The sequence below is a fragment of the Psychrobacter sp. Ps7 genome (genome assembly GCF_022129225.1).
GTDB lineage: Bacteria > Pseudomonadota > Gammaproteobacteria > Pseudomonadales > Moraxellaceae > Psychrobacter > Psychrobacter immobilis_A.
Genome location: NZ_JADQAH010000010.1, coordinates 61,316 through 80,850 on the forward strand (window position 1 = coordinate 61,316; position 19,535 = coordinate 80,850).

At 43.6% G+C, this 19,535-nt stretch carries 15 protein-coding genes; 8 read left to right on the forward strand and 7 right to left on the reverse strand.

The window, feature by feature from the left end:
* Positions 1–30: 30 nt before the first annotated feature.
* From I3257_RS05535 to tolQ, 3 genes are read right to left on the reverse strand one after another with little or no spacing between them, the layout of a single operon-like run.
* Entirely contained in the window at positions 31–1,041 is a 1,011-nt protein-coding gene (locus I3257_RS05535; protein WP_238049059.1) for a TonB C-terminal domain-containing protein, read from the reverse strand.
* 60 nt (positions 1,042–1,101) lie between these two features.
* The gene (gene tolR, locus I3257_RS05540) at positions 1,102–1,560 is read right to left on the reverse strand and encodes a protein TolR (RefSeq protein ID WP_109591345.1); all 459 of its coding nucleotides are present in this window, start codon (positions 1,558–1,560) and stop codon (positions 1,102–1,104) included.
* 4 nt (positions 1,561–1,564) lie between these two features.
* Positions 1,565–2,305: a protein TolQ gene (tolQ, locus tag I3257_RS05545; protein WP_238049060.1), complete on the reverse strand. Its 741-nt coding sequence runs from the start codon at positions 2,303–2,305 to the stop codon at positions 1,565–1,567.
* A 445-nt stretch (positions 2,306–2,750) separates the two neighbouring features.
* On the opposite strand from tolQ, the gene I3257_RS05550 reads away from it, so the two are divergent.
* The 3 genes from I3257_RS05550 (at position 2,751) to I3257_RS05560 (ending at position 8,736) form a co-directional block, all read left to right on the forward strand.
* Positions 2,751–4,046, forward strand: coding sequence for an NCS2 family permease (locus I3257_RS05550; RefSeq protein WP_055124161.1), 1,296 nt, complete (start codon positions 2,751–2,753; stop codon positions 4,044–4,046).
* A gap of 722 nt (positions 4,047–4,768) precedes the next feature.
* Positions 4,769–8,032, forward strand: a complete 3,264-nt coding sequence (gene putA / locus I3257_RS05555; protein ID WP_238049061.1) for a bifunctional proline dehydrogenase/L-glutamate gamma-semialdehyde dehydrogenase PutA — start codon at positions 4,769–4,771, stop codon at positions 8,030–8,032.
* A gap of 11 nt (positions 8,033–8,043) precedes the next feature.
* Positions 8,044–8,736 (forward strand): 1-pyrroline-5-carboxylate dehydrogenase, encoded by a 693-nt coding sequence (locus tag I3257_RS05560; RefSeq protein WP_045446201.1) that lies wholly within the window; start codon positions 8,044–8,046, stop codon positions 8,734–8,736.
* Between the two features lie 174 nt (positions 8,737–8,910).
* Here the strand turns inward: I3257_RS05560 and I3257_RS05565 are convergent, their stop codons facing one another.
* Positions 8,911–10,083 carry a cupin domain-containing protein gene (locus tag I3257_RS05565; protein ID WP_238049062.1) on the reverse strand — a complete coding sequence of 391 codons (1,173 nt, stop codon included), beginning with the start codon at positions 10,081–10,083 and terminating at the stop codon, positions 8,911–8,913.
* A 156-nt stretch (positions 10,084–10,239) separates the two neighbouring features.
* On the opposite strand from I3257_RS05565, the gene I3257_RS05570 reads away from it, so the two are divergent.
* Positions 10,240–10,434 carry an NF038104 family lipoprotein gene (locus I3257_RS05570; protein WP_109591335.1) on the forward strand — a complete coding sequence of 65 codons (195 nt, stop codon included), beginning with the start codon at positions 10,240–10,242 and terminating at the stop codon, positions 10,432–10,434.
* 124 nt (positions 10,435–10,558) lie between these two features.
* On the opposite strand, the gene purB is transcribed toward I3257_RS05570, so the two are convergent.
* The 3 genes from purB to mnmA form a co-directional block, all read right to left on the reverse strand.
* On the reverse strand, positions 10,559–11,950 hold the full coding sequence (gene purB, locus I3257_RS05575) for an adenylosuccinate lyase (protein ID WP_201501377.1): 1,392 nt from the start codon (positions 11,948–11,950) through the stop codon (positions 10,559–10,561).
* 149 nt (positions 11,951–12,099) lie between these two features.
* Positions 12,100–13,956, reverse strand: coding sequence for a hypothetical protein (locus I3257_RS05580; protein ID WP_238049063.1), 1,857 nt, complete (start codon positions 13,954–13,956; stop codon positions 12,100–12,102).
* A 53-nt stretch (positions 13,957–14,009) separates the two neighbouring features.
* Positions 14,010–15,236, reverse strand: a complete 1,227-nt coding sequence (mnmA, locus tag I3257_RS05585) for a tRNA 2-thiouridine(34) synthase MnmA (RefSeq protein ID WP_269135327.1) — start codon at positions 15,234–15,236, stop codon at positions 14,010–14,012.
* Between the two features lie 260 nt (positions 15,237–15,496).
* Here mnmA and ispF point away from each other — a divergent pair, with 260 nt between their 5' ends.
* From ispF to mnmG, 4 genes are all read left to right on the forward strand, one after another.
* Entirely contained in the window at positions 15,497–16,000 is a 504-nt protein-coding gene (ispF, locus tag I3257_RS05590; protein WP_238049064.1) for a 2-C-methyl-D-erythritol 2,4-cyclodiphosphate synthase, read from the forward strand.
* Positions 16,001–16,199: 199 nt separating this feature from the next.
* Positions 16,200–16,550 carry a Grx4 family monothiol glutaredoxin gene (gene grxD / locus I3257_RS05595; protein WP_045446215.1) on the forward strand — a complete coding sequence of 117 codons (351 nt, stop codon included), beginning with the start codon at positions 16,200–16,202 and terminating at the stop codon, positions 16,548–16,550.
* Between the two features lie 217 nt (positions 16,551–16,767).
* Entirely contained in the window at positions 16,768–17,298 is a 531-nt protein-coding gene (locus I3257_RS05600; RefSeq protein ID WP_238049065.1) for a hypothetical protein, read from the forward strand.
* Between the two features lie 264 nt (positions 17,299–17,562).
* Positions 17,563–19,458, forward strand: a complete 1,896-nt coding sequence (gene mnmG / locus I3257_RS05605; protein ID WP_238049066.1) for a tRNA uridine-5-carboxymethylaminomethyl(34) synthesis enzyme MnmG — start codon at positions 17,563–17,565, stop codon at positions 19,456–19,458.
* Positions 19,459–19,535 lie beyond the last annotated feature (77 nt).

Here is a 19,535-nt window from a genome sequence, read left to right on the forward strand (position 1 = left end):
TAATGAATCAATTTTACTATTTTTTAAAAATTATTTAATGGTAACGTTAATCACTAAGTTTGCAAAGCTTGCGGGATTATTAAGATCAATTGGCAATGGGCTTGAATCATAAGCTGCTTTTTCCGCGGCTTCATTCACCTCTCTATTCAAATCTCCATTTGAGCCACTAGCTTTGGCAGATAGTACGTTACCTCTTGTATCTAATTTAAGAGATATTTTAGCGGTTTTACCCTGTGTCTCATTTGGTGCATTAAGGTTGCGTTCAATCTTATCAGCGATAGCATTTTTGAACTCACCGGTAGAGCGAGAAGAGCTATTTGTGCTACCTTTTGCGGTACTAGAGGTGGCAGAATCACCAGATATGGTTGACTCACCATCTTCTGACAAGCTAAAGCTTTTATCTGCGCTACCAGAATCACCTGTATTAATCTTTAAATTTTTATCAGTCGCAGTAGGGCGTGTAATCTTAGGCGGATTATTTTGTTTATTACGGAGATCTTTAAGCTGATTTTGTTCTTCTATCAGTTTTTCATTTTTGTTTTGCTCCACCTGACTATGCTCTTCTGTCACCGACTCATCTAATTGTGCTGCCCACTCTGCCATTCGACGTTCGTAGTCTTGGTTTTGCTCAAGTAAACGTTGATGCTGCTCTTCACTCATCAGCATTGGTTGACTGGCAGGATCGTTAGAGCGCGTAAAGACAGGCACACGCTGCGAGTTGGGCTGACTGGCGCTAAAACTTTCTGATGATGAGGTGCTCGATGCACTGCTTGTGCTAGTTTCAGCTTGCATCGCGCTAGCTGCCGCTGCACGATTGGCAAGGATTTGACCTTGCATTTCAGCCAATTGCTCAGGGGAAACCATGACCGTCTCAATACTTTCCACAGTGTCGGTTTTAGTGTGTTGATAAGTATAAACGAGTATCCCAATCACGAGACCATGTGCCAGCACGCTAAGTAGCGTAGGCAATGTTAGCCCATTGCCTTCAGGTTGGGTCGGTACATAAACGACAGGAGCATTATGCATGGTAAAGATACTCAAGGACGAGGTTCATCAAATTATCTACTTTATTATAGCAAGCTAAGCGAGGAATAGGATTTATTACAATGATGGTGTGGGCAAGGGTGCGCCTGTTAATAATCCCACCTTTTGAATGCCCGCTTTTTGTAAGGTGGCCATGAGTGTCATGATAGCGCCATATTGATTGTTTTGATCGGCATTAATCATCACTTGTACGGGCTGAGCGCCTACATTGCTGCTTTGGCTTTGCAGATTGGCGAGCGTATCAATCAATTCTGGCTCACTAATCGGCAGGTCGACATTGTCTTCATAACTGATAAAAATATCGCCACTATCGGTCAAGGACACAATGACGGGTAGTTGGCTTTGGCTCATGGTATTGGTTTGCTCTTTTGGCAAGTCAACATCGACGCCCGTAATCAGCATGGGCGCTGTGACCATAAATATGACGAGCAGCACCAACATCACATCGATATAAGGAACGACATTCATCTCCGCATTTAGCGCTTTTTTTTCACGGCGATAGGGACTCTGTTTCATGATTTCATAGTCCTTGTGCCTGATTGGCAGTAGATTGCGTTTCTCTCGTAGCGACATTGTCTCTACCAACAGTGCTTTCTGCACTGGTCTCGCGCTGGAGCATGCCCGTCATTTCATCACAAAATAAAGCACGTGAATCGTACAAGCGACTAGATTTGGCGGTAAAGTGGTTATACGCCAGTACGGCAGGAATCGCTGCAAACAAGCCCATAGCGGTTGCGATTAGTGCTTCGGCAATACCAGGTGCGACAGAGGCGAGGGTCGCTTGTTCCGTTTGTGATAACCCTAAAAAGGCGTTCATGATGCCCCAAACCGTACCGAACAATCCAACATAAGGCGCGACTGAGCCAATGCTCGCTAGCGTGGTCAGTCCTGATTCTAATAGTTGCTGCTGACGTCCTAAACCGACTCGTAGCTTGCGCTCAACACCATCGATGATGTCATCTTTGGGTTGGCGCTTTTTATGCATTCTTAAGTATTCAGAAAATCCCACATAAAATATTTGCTCAAGTCCTTGGCGTTCAGGCGAGCCTTGTACGCCTTGGTAAAGCTTGGCTAAGTCTTCACCTGACCAAAACCAAGTTTCAAACTGTTGATCGAAATTTTTGGCCGTACCAAGCCGCGCGCTCATACGAAAGATAATTACCCAACTGACTAAAGACGCCAATAACAATAATGCCATCACAATCTGCACCAAGAGACTGGCTTGGGTAATAAGGTCGATAATATTTAATGATTCAGGCATGTATGGGACTCATGGGTAATTAATAATAGCTGGCATGGCGCGACACGCAGACCAGATAGGATCTTTAATAACGAAAATATAATATGACAGTCATGATGCATATTGCTATCAGCCGCCTAGTGTACTGCTAAATGTCGAAAAGGTCATTTGTTAAAGTGTTAAATACCAAATAATTAACAGCTGTTTGTACAATTCGTAGTATAAGGTTAATTTATATGTGGATGTCTGAAATATTGTCTGGCTGTTATGTCTTAATTGACTGAAAAGGTGGGTTTGTACCCATAAGGCACTGGTAATGATTGAATTTGTACCGCAACTTCTCTAAAATGTTGCACCTTGTTACCGCTGTCTTTTGATAATGACGTCGCCATCCATTGGCTGACGTCATATTTATTTTAGGCATCAATAAATTTGTTCTTTCACTAGCAAGCTGGGCGCGACACTTATGAATGCAATTGAACGCTATTTTGGGATTAATGGTGAAAACACCACAGTCAAAACGGAAATCCTTGCCGGTATAACCACCTTTTTGACCATGGCTTATATCATCTTTGTCAACCCCAACGTATTGGCGGAAGCTGGTATGGATAAAGGGGCGGTATTTGTTGCCACCTGTTTAGCAGCGGCAATAGGCTGCTTTATTATGGGTATCTATGCCAGACTGCCGGTGGCACTCGCACCAGGTATGGGTTTGAACGCCTTTTTTACTTACGGCGTTGTATTGGGCATGGGCTACGCTTGGCAAACTGCGCTAGGTGCTGTTTTCTTATCAGGTTGCTTGTTTATCATTTTGAGTTTGTTTAAGATTCGCGAATGGGTTATCAATGCCATTCCAAACAGCCTTAAGCAAGGTATTGTGGCAGGTATTGGTGCTTTCTTAGCATTTATTGCGCTACAGAGCTCAGGTATCATTGTCGGTCGTGATGCGACATTGGTGATGCTAGGTGACATGACCTCATTTGCACCTATGATGGCTGCTTTGGGTTTCTTTATTATTATTGGTTTGGTCTATAAAAAAGTCCCAGGTGCCGTGACGATTGGTATCTTGGTTATCACCGTGATTAGCTTGTTGACAGGTCATACACAGTTTGCTGGCATCATGTCTGCGCCGCCATCTATCACACCAACATTGATGGAGCTTGATATTGCGGGTGCGTTTGACGTTGGTATGATCAGCGTTATTTTTGCCTTCTTATTCGTCGATTTATTTGATACGACAGGTAGTTTGGTTGGTATTGCCAATAAAGCGGGTTTGATTGATAAAGACGGCAATATTCCTAATATGGACAAAGCGCTACTGGCGGATTCTACTGCTACGGTCGCTGGTGCAATGCTGGGTACGTCATCGACCACCAGTTATATTGAGAGTGCTTCTGGAGTGGCATCAGGTGGTCGTACAGGTCTGATGGCAGTGACGGTTGGCGTATTGTTTGTACTGAGTATTTTCTTTGCACCATTGGCTGGTATGATTCCTGCTTACGCCACAGCTGGCGCGATTTTTTATGTGTCGGTACTGATGTTATTTACCCTAAAAGAAATCAACTGGGAAGATTTGACAGAAGCGGCTCCTGTAGCGGTTGTTCTGTTATTGACCCCGCTGACGTACTCTATCGCTGATGGTATTGCGCTTGGTTTTATCACCTTTACCGCGGTAAAACTGATGACCGGTAAATTCTCTGAAATTACGATCCCAGTTTGGGTATTGACCGTTATTTTACTGACCAAGTTGGTGGTTTTATAAGTTTTACTAGGATGCAGTGAGCGTTCGATATTACTTTGCTGCTTTTGAGTTTTGTTACGTTAAATTCCTCTTTATTCGGAAACGATAAAGGGGTTTTTTTTGATTTAAAATGGCTCAAATTCCTCTAAATTTATTCAAGTGTTTGATTTAATAAAACAATTAATCGCCAATAGTAAATAGAAAAGTATAACCAGTGCGTCATAAGGGATAAAGTGCTGTTAACTGATTGTTTTTTAGAAATATATTAATTTGTGAAAATAAGCAATATCGTTAGTTTGAAAATTTTTTTCATGATATTATAGCCGAGTTAAGCGCATCACCTCAATCAACGCCGTAGAGGTTTTTCTTACAGTGAATTAGCAGCACCCAAGATGGCAGATTTTTTTGCTAAAGCGATTTTTTCGTTTTAATAGCGATATCTGATCATCACACTCCTTTCACTACAAACAAGAAGAAGGCACTAATGCCGCTTAGCTGTTCGTTGTTGCCTTTGTATTGTTAACGTAGCCCGTTTAACAGTCGAACGACCTACTTAACCGCTTCCAGCCTACGCTGGATTTTCTCGTTTTGTGATGGCGCCGTTTGGACTTTTGATTATTGTTATAAGTATCTATCGATAGCCATCATCTAAATGAATGATGGTGATGGCTAGTTATACCAGACGATCAGACTTCCTAAAGCACTATTTATGATGGTTTTTAAACGATAGTTATGGAGTTGTTATGAACCCAGTAGACCAGTTTACCCCGCAAGAGCCGATTTTGTTTAATCCTGTCGATTTGCTATCGCCAGATTATATTGCCCAGTCGGCAGAAATTCTGCACGCCCGTATTTCGCCGTTGTATAGCGTCGATGAAGAGCGCTGGTTGTCCAAATTATTGCCACTTGCTAAACCCAGCACAGAAGAACGTGACGCCGCTGCTGAGCAAACGCGCCAGCTGGTTGAGCATGTACGTAATGATGGCAAAGCGGTCAAGATGGTCGACTCGTTACTGCTTGAGTATAGTCTTGATACCCAAGAAGGTATCTTGCTGATGAGCTTGGCAGAAGCTTTGATTCGAGTGCCAGACAATTATACTGCTGATGCCTTGATTCATGACAAAATGAGTGTAGCTGATTGGAAAAAGCACATCAAAAATGACAACGGTTTTATGGTCAATGCCTCGACATGGGGAATGATGATGACAGGTCGTGTCGTCAGTATTGATAGTAGCACCACAGCATCAGGCTTTTTGGATCGCATGACTAAAAAGATGGGCGAGCCTGTTATTCGTAGTGCCATGCAAAAAGCCATGCGTATCATGGGTCATCAGTTTGTATTGGGCGAGACCATCGAGGACGCCAATAAAAATAGCCAACCTTATCGTAATAAAGGCTATACCTATTCGTTTGATATGCTCGGTGAAGCGGCTATTGCGCATAAAGACGCTGAAAAATACTTCAATGACTACCTGCATGCGATCAGAGCCACTGCCAGTATTAAAGTCAAAGAAGGCATGCCTAAGCCATCAGTATCTATCAAGCTGTCAGCATTGCACCCTCGCTATGAAGCCACGCAAGAAGCCCAAGTCATGGGTTTATTACGTCAACGCTGCTTGCTGCTCATCGAAGCGGCACGTGAAGTCAATGTGGATCTTAGTATCGATGCCGAAGAAGCCGACCGCCTTGAAATTTCTTTAAAACTGTTTGAGTCTTTGTACCGTGACAATTTGACGGCTGACTGGGATGGTCTTGGCTTGGTCGTGCAAGGTTACTCTAAGCGTGCCATCGCTATTTTGGTGTGGTTGGCACGGCTATCGACTGAGGTGGGAGATCGTATTCCAGTACGTCTGGTAAAGGGCGCCTATTGGGATACTGAGATCAAGCTTGCCCAGCAAAAAGGTCTGTCAGGCTATCCTGTCTGGACACGCAAAGAAGGCACGGATACTGCTTACCTTGCCTGTGCGCGTTTCTTATTGTCAGATCATCTGCGCGGCTTGATTTGGCCACAGTTTGCGACACACAATGCGCACACCCTAGCATCAATTATGACCATGAGTAAGCATAGAGACTTTGAGTTTCAGCGTCTACATGGTATGGGCGATGCGCTTTATGATCATATCTTACAAGCGTATCAAATTCCGGTACGTATCTATGCCCCAGTGGGTGCGCATAAAGATTTGCTGCCGTACTTGGTACGTCGCTTGCTCGAAAACGGTGCCAATAGCTCGTTTGTCCATCAGCTACTAGACAAGTCTTATCCGATTGAAAAGCTGACAGTACATCCCTATGACAAGCTACTGGCCAATGCGACGTTACACAATCCAGAGATTCCGTTGCCGTTAGAGATTTATGGTGCGCGCCGTGCCAGTTTTGGCCCTAATATATTCGTAGAGTCACAATGGTTGCCCTTTAAATCTGCTATCGATAGCCATTTGCATAAAACTTGGTCAGCGACGTCCATCGTCAATGGCAAAGCAGTTGATGAATATGAAGTAGAGGGCGTAACGCATAAGCTTGCGGCTCAAACCGTACGTGCACCTTGGAACCACGAAGTAAGTGCTGGTGAAGTCACTTATGCCAATGCTGAAATAGCTGGTCAAGCGATCGATGCGGCAGTGGCAGGGCAAAGTGTCTGGCAAGCAGTATCAGCTGCTAAGCGTGCTGAAATATTGCGTAAGATAGCTGATCTCTATGAAGAAAACTACGCTGAGCTAATGGCGCTATGCCAAATCGAAGCGGGCAAAACCCTTCAAGACGGTATTGATGAAATTAAAGAAGCGGTTGATTTCTGCCGTTTTTATGCCGATGAAGCAGAGCGTTTAGACGACGTCGTGCATGAATTTACCGATTTGGCTGGCAAGCAATCTCGTCAAGTTTATAAAGCACGTGGCACCTTTGTCTGTATTAGCCCATGGAACTTCCCATTGGCTATCTATACGGGTCAAATCGTAGCGGCGCTAGCAGCAGGTAATACGGTGGTGGCGAAACCTGCCGAACAAACCAGCTTGATTGCCCATTTTGGTGCTCAGCTAATGTACCAAGCAGGCGTACCAACACAAGCCTTACAGTTAGTGATCGGTGCTGGCGATGTTGGTGGTGCATTGACAGCGGCTGACAATATAGCAGGTGTGATATTTACGGGTTCAACCCAAACGGCTCAACGTATTAACCAAAGCCTAAATGATCATGCCCAAGCCAGTGGTGAGCTACCTGTTTTTATCGCCGAAACTGGTGGTCAGAATGCTATGATTGTTGATTCAACGGCATTGCCAGAACAAGTGGTTAGAGACGCTGTCTTATCTGCATTTGGTTCAGCAGGTCAGCGTTGCTCAGCTTGTCGTATATTGTGCGTGCAAGAAGAAATGGCTGATAATTTAATTGAGCTATTACAAGGTAATATGGCTGAGCTATCGGTCGGCAATCCTTTATATGCTGCTACAGATGTGGGTCCAGTGATTGATGCGGATGCCAAACGTAGTCTTGAAGCGCATATCGAGCGTATGGACGCTGAGCCAACGGCGACTATCTTGGCACAGACGCCAATGAGCTCAAGCTCAGTTGTCAGTCAAGAACAGTCTACCTTTGTATTGCCAACAGCGATCGAAGTGAAAAGTATCGACGTGATAGGTGGCGAGCATTTTGGTCCAATTTTGCACGTACTGCGCTATCAAGCACGTGATCTGAATAAGCTGATTGATGCCATCAACGCGACAGGCTTTGGTTTGACCTTGGGTATTCATAGCCGTATCGAAAATACCGTTGAGCACATCGAGCGCCGTGCATTTGTAGGTAATACTTATATCAACCGCAACCAAATCGGTGCCGTCGTAAACGTACAACCATTCGGGGGTTGTGGTCTGTCTGGCACGGGTCCTAAAGCTGGTGGCCCGCATTATGTCGCACGTTTGATGCAGCTTAGCTCAGAGTCAAATAGCAGTAATCAGACAACTGCTAATACTACTAATACCACTACCCAAACCACCACTCAAACAGAACTCGCATAAGGAGTAGCAACATGGCGACTGAATTCAAAAAAAATCATGCCCAGGTTTGTGAATCTTGGCGATTACTTGGCGCAGTGAATCGCGCAACATATCTGCAAGCGGCTATTCCAAAGTTGGCATTGCTGACTGGTGATGCCAATAAAGCAAAGCGTTTGTTCAATCATCTATTGAGCGCCGCGCCTAGCTTGGATGAGGTGCATCGCATGACTGGTGCAACTGGTGAATCCAATGATCTATATGTCACTGGTCGTGGTAAAACCATGGTTATTGGTGGTGAATCTGCTAGAGCCATGGCGGTATTAGGACAGTTGGTAGCCGCACTATTGACAGGTAATGAAGTCATTCTGCATTGCCCAAGCCAAGATGAGATGTGCAATGAAGCTGCCAAGATACTATACGATACAGGTATCAGCGAAGATGTATTGAGTGTGGCGAATGACTCGCAAACCGTCACGCTTTTATATATCGATCGTCTGGCACAGGTTGCAGTCTCTGGCAATCGAAGCGAAGTGCAGACTATCAGTCAAGAGCTTGCCAATACCGATGGTATCTTAACGCAAGTCATCAGCGTCACCGATATGGAAGGCTTGTCAGAGATGCTAACGCCTGATTATTTGCATCGTTTTGTCACTGAGCGTGTCAAAACAATCAATACCACAGCGATCGGTGGTAATGCTAGCTTGCTTGAACTTGGTACAGAATAACCGTATTAATTACAAACCCGCTTCTCTCTTATATCCGTTTTGATAAGTGCGAAGCAGTGTTTGGTATAGCTATAAATACCGAATACGATTTATAAGAAAAAACCGCTATCTGAATAATTGTCAGATAGCGGTTTTTTTATTTGCGTTATTTGATTCATGTCTGATTAATAGATGTTATTCAGCAATATCAATCCATACCCAACCGTTCTCTAGCCATTCGCTCAAATCATCTGCATCAACATCGGTGACATCTTGACTATTTAGGTGTTCGCCATTAGCCAAACGCACCAATACCGCTACTGCGGTCTCGTCAAGCCCGTCAATGCGCTGACCATTGGCATATAGCATAATGCCATCATTAGTCTGGCTATAGAGCAAACGATTGCTATAATCCGCTTGCAAGGTGGCACCTTCTGCTAGAGCTTGCATGAGCTCATCCGTATCCAATGTATCCTCTGGCATCAGCGCATCATACTGGCGTTTGCTGACGACTTCAGAAACTGCTTGACGAATGATATCATTACCACGCTCAGACTGTAGCATTTGTAATAGCTGATCTTTGATCGCATTGATGCTGCTCGCTTGCAATTCACCTGACGCTTGCAGCGCTTGTGGCAGCAGTATTGGGATAAATAAATCGCTATCGTTGGTGGCAATATCAGCCAAGCTGTCGATGATTTGCATCAAGTTGGGACGACGGCAGCCAAATGAAAAGGTTAAGCAATCGTCTTGTGCCACACCAAAATGTGATAGCTTCGGTGGTACGTAAAGCACGTCACCCGCTTCTAATATCTCATCAAAGATAATCTCGCCCATATCATCAAACAATCGAATCGGTTCATCAGCGACAAACTCGGTATTTTTATCACAGAATTTGCCCAGTTGCCAACGTCTAGTGCCGTAGCCTTGCGCAAGAAACACATCATAATCGTCATAGTGTTTGCCGACTGAGCCAGCTTTTGGCGCATAAGAAACCATGATGTCATCACGTTGCCATTGTGGAATAAAGTCAAAGGCTTGCCACAATTGACCAAGCTCAGGTGACCACTGTTCCATATTCTGCACCAGTACGGTCCATTGCTCAGGTAAGTTATCGAAATCAGTTTCAGTCAATGGGCTTTTTTTGAGTTGCCACTGCGGCTGACCTTCTTTTTTACTTGCTGCTTGAGTCAGCAGGCGCGCTGCGGCATCTTCTTCTAGGGCTAGACCGAGCATGTCGTCAGGTTCAAACATGCCAATTAGCTGTGGTAAGCCTTGTTTAATTAAGAGTGGCTTTTTTTGCCAGTATTCGCTTAAAAATTGCTCAGGCGTGATAGAGTCGGGTAAACAAAGCGGTATAGAAGTCATGGGTAGATCCGTGTGTTTAAGTAGAAAGGATATCAAGGTAAGCAGAATATAAAACTAGAACAGTGCTTTATAGCTGACGTGTATTGGTTTATGATTAGCGTCTAGCTGATGGTCAAAATATAGCCATCAGTGCCTCTCATTATCCGTAGGAAATTTATGAAAAAATTACAGTTTATCGTCATCATCGCCAGTATGTTTATGCTGCAAGCTTGTGTGCATAAAATCGTCACTGTACCTGTAAAAGTCGCCTACAAAACCACTAAAGGCGTCGTCAAAGGCACTGTTGCTGTTACCAAAGCGATTATACCGGGTGATAGCAGTGATAAAAAAGATGAAGACGATAAAGAATAAAACCTCACCCATTAACTATGTATTTAAAAAATCATAGTGTTTAGAGTAAGGTTTTTTTAAAAAGATATAAATGAATGTTCGTTTATATCTTTTTAACATTTTATAAAGATAAGATTGTTACCAGTTAAATCTTAGCAATCCACTCTTTAATCGTGCGCGCTTGCTCCGCCGCATTACCGATATAAGTGGCTGGCGTCATCTCACGTAGGCGCGCTTTATCCGCATCGCTTACCGCAGATAGCTCATCACTTTCAACGAATGTCAGCATGGCTTCGCGAGTCATGGCATTACCACGAGTCAGAGCTTTAAGCTTCTCGTATGGGTTCTCAACACGGTAGCGGCGCATGACGGTTTGAATCGGCTCAGCCAATACTTCTTGTGCATTATCCAAATCGTCGTTTAAGCGCTGGGCATTCAATTCAAGTTTGCTGACACCTTTTAAACAAGCATCATAAGCAATCATACTTTGCGCCAGACCAACACCGATATTACGAAGTACGGTAGAGTCTGATAAATCGCGCTGCATACGTGAAATTGGCAGTTTTTCACCCAAATGAGCCAGCATGGCATTAGCAACGCCCAAGTTACCTTCTGAGTTTTCAAAATCAATCGGGTTCACTTTATGCGGCATGGTAGAAGAGCCCACTTCACCATCTTTTAGGCGCTGTTTAAAATAGCCTAAGCTAATGTATTGCCAAATATCACGGTTAAAATCGATTAGGATGGTATTAAAACGTTTGACGGCATCAAATAGCTCAGCGATATAATCATGTGGCTCAATTTGCGTGGTATAAGGGTTAAAAGTCAGCTCAAGGCTTTCATCAATGAAGCGTTCTGCATGTGCTTGCCAATCGACGTCAGGGTATGAGGCGTAATGAGCGTTATAGTTACCAACCGCGCCATTGATTTTACCCAATAGCTCTACTTGATTCACTTGCTTAATTTGACGGGCTAGGCGATAAGCGACGTTTGCCATCTCTTTACCTAGCGTCGTTGGGCTAGCGGTTTGGCCATGGGTGCGTGATAGCATGGGTTGATCAGCATGAGCAATCGCCAAATCAACGATGCTATCAGTCAATTGCTGCATTTTCGCAACCACAATCTCGCGGCTGTCTTTTAGCATTAACGCATAAGACAAGTTGTTGATATCCTCACTGGTACACGCAAAATGAATAAATTCTAATGAATCTTCAAGTGCTGCCTGACCACGGAACTTGTCTTTGATGAAGTACTCAACGGCTTTTACATCATGATTGGTCGTTGCTTCGATGTCTTTGATGGCTTGGGCATCTGCTTCACTAAAGTCATCAACGATGCTGTTTAAAAAGGCATTGGTATCGGTATCAAATGCTGCCAATTCACCAATCGCATTGTTATCTGCCAATGACTGTAACCAGCGAATCTCGACAGTGACGCGGGCTTTAATGAGACCAAATTCTGATAAATAAGGACGCAAGCTGTCAGCTTTAGAGGCGTAACGACCATCGATTGGGGAGAGTGCGGTAAGTAAGTTCATAATAATGCCTTTAAATTAAAAAAGTAAAAGTGATGAAAACTGTGAAATCACACAAATGAACACATCATATAAGACTGTGGTCAAAAAAATACGGGTAGTGTAGCAAATGTAGCCGTTGATAAAATCAAAATATGCATATAACGCTATTATTAAGGGGTATCGGGTGTATTAGAGTATGTCGTGCCATACTTAGTATTAAAGTAAAAACTACGTTTTGTCCTTGGATCTAAAATTGAGGTTACCGTTTTGACAGTACCGTTATTGCCGATAGCGACGCTGTCTGTGGCATATTCGCTTGCTTGATGGATTGGATTCGCAAGTTTTGACGTCACTATCGCGCCATTCACATTTTTTTCTTGCAAGACATCTTGTAGAACAAAGTGATTGATACTAAGGTTGGCTCGATTGGTCGCAGTAATTTTGTAGGCAATACATTGTCCTGGAGTTACTTCAGATAGGGCAGCTTTACTATAGGCAAGCTTGTTTTCTAGATTTGGTAACAATGAGGCGATTTTGCAATCGTTAAGTGCTTGTTCTTTTTCAAGGACTAAAGCTGAATTTTTATCAATCACTCTGCCAAAGTTATTATTTTCATAGTTATACTTGTTAGTAGTCAAGGAAATAACAGTTTTTTCATTAGTAGTACGAATGGGATAAGTGCTACCACTATTTTCTTCAATCAGGCAGACAGTACTTTTGCCAGATAGAGAAGCGATAGGTATTTTAATCTCATATCTACCGACAATATTAGTAGGAATATTGATAGTTTCAAGAGGAGTATTAGTAGTACAGTCAACCAGTTTGACTGTGCTACCTGCAATACCACTTTCAGCAGAGTCAAAAGTACCATTGAAGAAGTTGGTATTGTTATATATACCGCTGTCTATCGTAGCGTTATCTTTTTTGACATTGATGTCGCTATCGTTTATACCGCCATTATCATTGAATACAGTGCCTGAAAAGACATAATTGAACGGTTCACTTTCTACTCCAAAGCTGATCCATTCGTTATAGGTTTCACCGATTACGTTACGCGCAATGCCGATATTACCATTCATAATCCCTTCATAGGTCAAAGTCACGGCTTTCGAATTTCTTACCGCGACAACATAATTGCTTTGACTGTTTTCGATGCCATAACTGACATAAGTACCGCCATTGGAAATAGCGGTATTAGATGAGAGTGCAGAATACGTGCTGCCATTATTGATACTTTTAATAATATTTTCAAAAGTTGGCGTCGGTGGTAAAACTCCGTTATTTGAACTGAGGCTTACTTGTTTATTCGTATTCAAGGTAGGACTATATGGATTTTGGCTACCAGTAGCACCCGCTAGATTAGTAATATTATAATAAAATAAACCACTACCATTCACATTTGAGCTATCGGTACGCAGCTGCGGGTTGAACACAGCATTTTGTGAATTCAGCTGGGTACTATTGACTTTGCTGCCCATAAAGTAGTCGCCCATTGCATTATAGTAATAGGGGACATCTGGGTTGTTTTTGATAGTGGCTTGCGCAGGTATACTGATTTGACTATTTTGAGTAAAACTTAATGTTTGACGTGCAATTTCTGAGTTACCACCCATTGAATAGCTGGCTTGACCAATTTTTATGGTATGTATAGAGGCGTTATCATTAGGCGTAATAGTAAAAGTGTACTTAAACTTATCTTTATCAATACTAGTATTAGAATCATTCCTGATCTCAATACCGTTGGTACGCGTACCACTAGATGGTGTTATCTCAGCATTACTGTTATAACCAATATTTTCATTGCGAACTAAAGTAAAACTACCGGTAGCACCAGAACCTGCTGCTACATATGTGCCAGAAGCAGTACCAGCCGAAGCATCAGAGCTGGTAACCGTGATACTACCCATCTTTGTTGGTGCAGCCTGCAAATTAAATGACGCAGCAATGAAAGTAAGCGTAAGACCTCTCTTCAGCCATATCGAACAAGAAAATGAGATATTCAGCAAGGCGAAAAGGCGAGCGGTCATTCAGTATCCTAAAAAAAGACAAATCATTGTATTAATTAACGTTAAATGAGATGTCAAATCCCACAAGGCGCATCAATAGAGGCAATGACACCGCCGCCCAAACAAACCTCATCGATATAAAATACTGCTGATTGACCTGGCGTCACTGCCCGTTGCGGCGCATCAAATATCACTCGTACTTCTAAACCTTTATCATCAAGAGCAAACACTCGGCACGCTTGGTCTGGCTGACGGTAGCGCGATTTTGCCATACAACGTAAGCCGTCTTCGCTAAATATATCTGCAGGCGGTAAACCATCGACCCAATCGAGCTTATAAGCTTGCAGCTCATTACTCAGCATCATGGGATGCTCATGACCTTGTCCAACGATCAAACGGTTGTTGTCCAAGTCTTTTGCCAATACGAACCAAGGCTCTTCTGGGCGATCTTTGACACCGCCAATGCCAATACCACCGCGCTGACCTAACGTATAATACATTAAACCATCGTGTTGACCGATAATGTGACCATCGTCAGTGACGATATCGCCTTTTTGTGCCGGCAAGTACTGTTGTAAAAAGTCTTTAAAGCGGCGCTCACCAATAAAGCAAATACCGGTTGAATCTTTTTTATTGGCAGTAATAAGATCATGTTCTTCAGCGATTTGACGAACCACTGGTTTTTCAAGCTCACCGACTGGGAACAGTGTCTTAGCGATTTTATCGCCGCCAACCGCATGCAAAAAGTAACTTTGGTCTTTATTGTTATCAAGCCCGCGTAATAGCTGCGCAACCTCAGTGCCATTAGCATTCGTATAGTTCATACTACGGCGCGTGTAGTGACCGGTGGCGATATAATCTGCACCCAGCGTCAAAGCATAGTCTAAAAATGCTTTAAACTTGATTTCTTTGTTGCACAAAATATCTGGATTGGGCGTACGACCCGCTTTATATTCCGCTAAAAAATGCTCAAAGACGCGATCCCAATATTCCATGGCAAAATTGGCTGTATGTAGCTTCATACCGATTTTGTCACATACCGCTTGTGCATCCGCTAGATCGTCCATTGCCGTACAGTATTCGGTGCCGTCATCTTCTTCCCAGTTCTTCATAAACAGACCTTCGACTTTAAAGCCTGCTTGTTGAAGTAAAACGGCTGATACAGAAGAATCAACACCACCTGACATACCGACAATCACGTGTTTGGCGCTAGGATTTTCGATATCGGCAAGTGTTAATGGACGATGAATCGTAAAAGACTCAGAAACGGCTATGCTTGAGGTATCTTGTATGGCTGACATAAAGCGGCTCAACTATTTGTACGTTCTCCAAAATAGATATTGACACCAAAAATTATGCCATTGCTACAATAGGTAGTCTCAGCAGAACGACGTCAGCTTATCTTTTGGATCTGGTATTATGATAAAATAAACGTCATATTATACCAGTTAATTGAAACTGGTGGCGACCGATGGTGTCTAGGCATTGGTAAAATCGCTTTAGAAATTTAGATAGTGGTTTTGAATTATTTTAATCACGTTTCACTCATCTTGGAATAATAATGATAAAAATTGGTCAAGGTATCGATGTTCACGCTTTTCATAATAATGGTCAGCAGCAGCAATATGTGGTGCTAGCAGGTGTGCCTATTGAACACACGCACAGTTTGCTGGCACACTCTGATGGAGATGTGGTGCTGCATGCGCTTGCTGATGCACTGCTTGGCGCATTGGCGTTTGGCGATATCGGTCAGCATTTTCCTGATACAGATGCCGCCCATGCAGGGTTGGACTCGCGGGTGCTGCTACGTTATGTCTACAGTAAAGTGCAAGAGGCTGGTTATAGTCTAGGCAATGCTGATATCACTGTGATGTGTGAGCGTCCAAAGCTGGCACCGCACAGTCAAGCCATGCGTGATAATATTGCCAGTGATTTGCAGACGGCGGTCAATAATATCAGCGTTAAAGCCACCACCACTGAAAAGTTAGGCTTTACTGGTCGGCAAGAGGGCATTATGGCCAATGCCGTGGTATTATTAGTCCCTAATGTTGTCGAATCTAGATAGCTTGGATCGGGTGTCATCGCTGCTTGAGCACTCCGAGTCATATTGACTTGGTCAGTTGCGCGCAGATTTTATATATAGTCTATAGAGTTGTACTTGTAATACCGTGGCGCTTGCCCCATGTATCAGCCATCTCTTTTCTCAATCATTTTGTAATATCAATCACTGTTTTCAATGAACCGCTTTATCAATAGGAGCTTTTATGAGTGAGCAAACCCCAAATACTGCTGCAAACGACGTTGAACAATTGATCCGTGATCAAATCCGTGACAATAAAGTTATTATTTATATGAAAGGCACGCCGCAATTTCCGCAGTGTGGCTTTTCTGCTAAATCGATTGAAGTGCTTACTCAAATCGGTCGTCCATTTGCGTTTGTAAATATTTTAGAAAACCCAGAAATCCGTGCGACGTTACCTAAAGTCGCCAATTGGCCGACTTTTCCACAGTTGTGGATTGATGGCGAATTGATGGGCGGATCAGACATCATTTTACAAATGTATCAATCAGGCGAGCTTAAGCCATTGGTTGAAGCAAACAGCCCTGCTGCTTAATACTTGAGAGTATGCTTTGGATGTCTTTGATATTCAAATAAACTTGATAAGATAAAGCACAGTAAACCCAAATGGTCAGTTAATGGCTATTTGGGTTTTTTATTATCTTTACGCTTTAGTGTCTTTAGGCTTCGTTGTTTTTATCGAATTTACCCCCATATAGTGTGCAAGATATCAGCGATATAGATAATAATTATCATACGAGTGAGAGAGCTTTATGAATAATCAAGCAACAGAACAGCAGAACGTGCAAAAAGAAGCTACTGAGCAAGCGGCAATCGAAAAACGCCGTGAGCATTTAAAAAATGAATCCACGCGCATCATTGAAATTGCTGGCAATGAGCCATATTCAGCCCTGAAATGTATTCATCAGCTTAGCGTGGCAGGCGGCGCAACAGAAGCCACTTATATTGCGATTGAGCAGCGTATCGTTGCGGATCAAGATTCTGCGGGCGCTTATCATTTGGCATTATTGGCACAGAATACGCCAGATTTACCCATCGATGCGCGTCAACTTATCGAGATGGTCGTTAATAAAGGTGATAACCACCAGCGTTTGGCATTGCTAAAAAACTTGCTGCTACCGCCAGTGGACATGATTAAAGAGCAAGTTCTGGCCAGTAATGATGGCGATGCCATTGGCTTGATGAATGCTTATTTGCAGATCAATCCAGAAGGTTATGGCAGTCAGCATATGCTGAGCAGTGGTCAATCAGATCAAATCGTACCGCTGAGCCCTGGTAACTAGGCGCTAGTTATTAAGTTACTAGTTACTAAGTTTAACAGTGATGCTTAACACTTAATGTAAATAGTTTCTACTGCGGCATTTTTTAAGCATCAAAAAATTGTTATAATGATGGGTTAGCAATCCAATATCTAGCGGCTTTTCCAAGTCGTTAACTTTTTAAATCCGACTGACGTTTATTTGCTGATGACCATGCTATTTAGCCATAAAATTCTGGTAATAATAGTTTTTGGCTAAAAGCGGCGTTATGAGTCAAGTGAGGCGTATATGCAATACCCAAAAAATTACGACGTGGTAGTGATCGGTGGTGGTCACGCTGGCACAGAAGCTGCTTTGGCAGCCGCACGTATGGGCGCGCAGACCTTGCTGTTGACACATAATATTGAGACGCTCGGGCAGATGAGTTGTAATCCAGCAATTGGTGGTATCGGCAAATCCCATCTGGTACGTGAGATTGATGCGCTTGGCGGTGCAATGGCGCTAGCAACAGACAAAGCCGGTATCCAGTTTCGCGTGTTAAACAGCCGTAAAGGCGCGGCGGTTCGTGCCACGCGTGCGCAAGCAGATCGTATTTTATATAAAGCCGCTATTCGCCATACGCTTGAGAATCAGCCAAATCTTGATATATTTCAACAAGCAGCTGATGATATCTTAGTCGAAAATGGTCGTGCGACGGCAGTGGTTACTGCAACGGGTATTATCTTTAATACGCAAACGGTGGTACTGACCTCAGGAACCTTCTTGGGCGGGGTGATTCATATCGGTTTAGAGAACTCAAATGGTGGTCGCGCAGGTGATCAACCTTCTATCAAGTTGGCAGATCGTTTACGTGAGCTTAAGCTACCAGTCGGGCGTTTGAAAACAGGTACGCCCGCACGTATTGATGCGCGTAGCGTTGACTTTAGTGTGATGACCGTACAGCCGGGTGACACGCCGCTACCTGTTATGAGTTATATGGGTGACGTGTCTATGCATCCTGAGCAGGTCAACTGCTATATCACCCATACCAATGCGCGCACGCATGACATCATCCGTGAGAATTTAGACCGTTCGCCGATGTTCTCTGGCAAAATCGAAGGCGTGGGTCCACGTTATTGTCCGTCAATCGAAGACAAGATTCATCGTTTTGCGGATAAAGACAGCCATCAGATATTTATCGAGCCTGAAGGTCTGACGACACATGAGCTATATCCAAATGGTATCTCAACCAGTTTGCCGTTTGATGTGCAATTAGAGTTTATTCATAGTATGAAAGGCTTAGAAAACGCGCATATCACCCGTCCAGGCTACGCGATTGAGTATGATTATTTCGATCCGCAGAACCTAAAACCAACGCTAGAGACTAAGTCCATCGATCGCTTGTACTTTGCTGGTCAGATTAACGGTACGACTGGCTACGAAGAGGCTGGCGTACAGGGTTTGCTAGCAGGTACTAATGCGGCGCTAGTCACTACTAATAACAGCGAGTTTGACGTGTGGACACCGCGCCGTGATGAAGCCTATCTTGGCGTGTTGGTTGACGATTTGATTACCCATGGTACGACTGAGCCATATCGTATGTTTACGAGCCGCGCAGAATATCGTCTATTATTACGTGAAGACAATGCCGATCAACGTCTAACTGAAACAGGTCGCAAGCTTGGTCTTGTAGATGATGTGCGCTGGCAGGCTTACCAACAAAAAATGGAAGCAATTGCCACAGAGACCTCACGTCTCAAAGATATGTGGGCAACCCCTGCTAACGCGCTAGGCAAAAAAGTCACAGAGCAAACGGGCGAGGTGCTGTCAAAAGAATCAACTGCTTTTGATTTGCTCAAGCGTCCGCAGATTCATTTTGCTGATATCGCTGCCATCACTGATTCGCAAGTCGATGCGCAAGTGGGTGAGCAGATAGAGATTTCTGTCAAATACGCAGGCTATATTGACCGTCAGCAAGAAGACATTGATCAGATGAAGCGCCTAGAAAATACAGCGCTGCCACTGGACTTTGATTATAGTATGGTATCAGGCTTATCAAATGAGATTGTACAGAAATTGACACAAGTACGTCCTGCGACGCTTGCCCAAGCTGGACGCGTGAGCGGTGTGACGCCTGCGGCCGTTCAATTGCTAGCCATGACAGTGAAGAAACAGAAAAAAGCGAAGGCCGCGCTAGATTCGTAATAGTAGTATAACTAGTATAACAAAAGCCCATAGCGATATATCGTTATGGGCTTTTGTTTGTTAAAAATACAGCCGCT